The 2,759-nt window shown below is 30.6% G+C and carries 3 protein-coding genes; 2 read left to right on the top strand and 1 reads right to left on the bottom strand.

Annotated features, from left to right (window positions below; translation table 11 throughout):
* Positions 1 to 452: 452 nt before the first annotated feature.
* Together ACI3VO_RS13315 and ACI3VO_RS13310 are read left to right on the top strand one after the other, a co-directional pair.
* Positions 453 to 1,805 (top strand): AAA family ATPase, encoded by a 1,353-nt coding sequence (locus ACI3VO_RS13315; protein WP_439758384.1) that lies wholly within the window; start codon positions 453 to 455, stop codon positions 1,803 to 1,805.
* Positions 1,805 to 2,512, top strand: coding sequence for an RloB family protein (locus ACI3VO_RS13310; RefSeq protein ID WP_439758383.1), 708 nt, complete (start codon positions 1,805 to 1,807; stop codon positions 2,510 to 2,512). The genes ACI3VO_RS13315 and ACI3VO_RS13310 overlap by 1 nt, the downstream gene beginning before the upstream one ends.
* Positions 2,513 to 2,556: 44 nt before the next feature.
* Here the strand turns inward: ACI3VO_RS13310 and ACI3VO_RS13305 are convergent.
* Positions 2,557 to 2,759, bottom strand: a 203-nt coding sequence (locus tag ACI3VO_RS13305; RefSeq protein ID WP_439758382.1) for a hypothetical protein, incomplete at its 5' end; no start/stop codon positions are given.

Raw genomic sequence — 2,759 nt, 5'->3', positions numbered from 1 at the left:
TTCTTTTCCAATAATGTGAGGTGACAACCGTCTATCGGCAGTGCCACTTTATAATTATATTAATAATGAAAAATATTTCCGTCAATACTTTGATTTATAATATTTTGTTTGTTTATCAACAAACTACAAAAGAGATGCTTACTTAATGGTTATATCCTATTTCCATTGTTAATTGAGTAGGAAGATATACTATATGACGATAACGGTGTTTGATGTCGGTTTCGTAATCATTCAAATGCAAGTAGAATAAACATCAGTTTTTTAATGGAATATAGATTCACATTTTCGAGTTTATATTATGAATAGAAATATGAATTAGCTAGAATTAATGCTATATAATCTATTTGACGAAATAATCGTCAAATGGTATCCTATTATAAAGAATATATAGTGAACTTGATAATATTTAGTGATTATTTCAATAAATATGATATAAAGTATTAGGAGTTTTAATGGTTTTTAAATTTATTGCTGAAAACTTCAAATCTTTTAATAGCCCTACTGAATTGAACTTAATCTCCTCGTCAAAGATTAGATCCAAGATAAATCATAGGGTAGAAGTAGGTACAAACTTAAAGGTTTTGAAACATGCTGTTATATATGGAGCTAATGCATCAGGAAAGAGTAATCTAATAGAAGCTTTGTCATTTTTTATTACTACTGTGAATGAAGGTCTTCCTATAAACTCATCCAAGTTATTTTGCAGAAATAAAGAAGAGAATAATAATAGAAATAGTGTCTTTGAAATACAGATGGAATTAGATGGCAAATACTATGCTTATGGATTTAGTTCCATACTTTCAGAAAGAAAGATAACTGGAGAATGGCTCTATAAATTAAGTATAACTGGATCTAGTTCCTGTATTTTTGAAAGAGAAACAAATAGTAAGCCTATTATAGGAAATGGCTTGATTATTGACAGAGAGGAAAGAAACAGACTTGAAACATACTCCTCAGATTTTGAAGACAATAATAACTCTTTATTTCTAAGTGAAATGAACAGAGGTAAAAAACTATTTGGTGGATTAAATGTCTTTGAGAATGTATACAAAGCAATAAAAAACAACATTGTAGTAATTAAGCCAAGTTCTAGAATAGTTAACTTCCAACAATACTATAATACAGATTCTCTAACAGAGATAAATGAAATGATCAGTACTTTCGATACTGGTGTAAGCGATATTCGAATTGAAGAAATAGATATCAGTGAGCTTGAAAGAATGGTTCCTCAATCTGTTTTGCAAGATATACTTGAAAATTTGAAAGCAAGAAAAAGTGAATATCCATACCTTCCTGCACGATTTTCAGGTAGAACAAATAAAGCTTTCTTTGGTATTGAGCTTGAAAACACAGGTGATATTAAGATAAATACAATCAAAATGAGGCATGGTAATTCTATTTGTGATTTTGGGTTTGATGAAGAATCAGATGGAACAAGAAGGCTTTTTGACCTTATGGATATACTCTTAAAAAAATCTGACGATACAGTTTTTGTAGTTGATGAATTAGAGAGAAGCCTTCATCCAAAATTAACTGAGCGTTTCTTAGAATTATTTATTGAAAAGCATAAAGAGAGTAAAGCTCAACTTATTTTTACGACTCATGAACCTTCGATAATGGATTTAAATCTATTCAGAAGGGACGAGATATGGTTTGTAGAAAGGGATAATAATAACGATAGTACTCTGTATCCTTTGGACAAGTTTAAGGAAAGATATGATAAGAAACTAAGTAAGGCATACCTTGAAGGAAGATATGGAGCTATTCCAGTGTTTAAAAGATTTGAGTTTAAAAAGGGGAAATAATGTCCAGAATTCACTGCTATTCTAATTGGAATAAGCGAACAACAGATAGAAACAAACAAATTGACCCATATAGAAAGTATATTTTCGTCTGTGAAGGGAAAAATACAGAATGCTGGTATTTTAAAAGACTAATTGATTTGAAAAAAGAACTGGATATTCATCCTTTAATTGATGTCCAATTGATGGAAAAACCAGAAGGAGAAGAAAATAACTCAAACCCCAAAAAATTGATTGAATTTGCTGACAGGCTTAGAAAAGAAACAGAAATGAAGTTTGACAGAAAAAACGATAGGATAATAATTGTCTTTGATGTTGATATCTTCAAACATGATTTAAAAGGAAAAGAAAAATTTCAAAAGCTATTGGACGATAGAAAAGAAAATATTTTTGCTGTAACTAATCCAAGTTTTGAATTGTTTCTGCTACTCCATTACGATGATGCTTATAACAAATACATAAAATGCAAAAAGAAAGAAATATTTGAGAATAATAAAGAAACGAAAAAAAGAAAATTCATTGATAAATACTTCTCTTCAGTGAGTAAAATGAATCCAAAGGAAAATCCGAAAATTGGTAATCTAGCAGAAAAAGTAAAAACTGCCATAAAAGAAGAAAAACATTTGAACCAAAATATCGACAATGCTTTAAACGAGATAACTAGCAATGTAGGAAAGGTAATACAAGATATAATTGATGATAAAACATAATTTATATAGGCCACTTGATGTGGAGTGGCCTATATAGAGGAGTATTATTTAAACTTCCATATGATATCGTTGACAATGAGCTCTTTCTCGAAGGTTTCGAATGTCGTATCTTCACCGATATGTACGTGTTCGATTCCCATGATTCTCGCCCAGTCATGCATCATTGTGCTGTCTACATCGTAGCTAAGAACACTATGATGGGCACCACCTGCAGCGATCCAGCACTCCAGTCCAGTCTTTAAGCTTG

Source organism: Intestinibacter sp. (assembly GCF_051866655.1).
Taxonomy (GTDB): Bacteria; Bacillota; Clostridia; order Peptostreptococcales; family Peptostreptococcaceae; genus Intestinibacter.
The sequence above is the reverse complement of the archived record's forward strand: the minus strand, read 5'-3'. Positions and strand labels throughout refer to the sequence as shown.

Bases quoted from the DNA above. Each gene is read 5' to 3' on its own strand.
- ACI3VO_RS13310 (WP_439758383.1), top strand. From the start codon at position 1,805: ATGTCCAGAATTCACTGCTATTCTAATTGGAATAAGCGAACAACAGAT.
- ACI3VO_RS13315 (WP_439758384.1), top strand. From the start codon at position 453: ATGGTTTTTAAATTTATTGCTGAAAACTTCAAATCTTTTAATAGCCCT.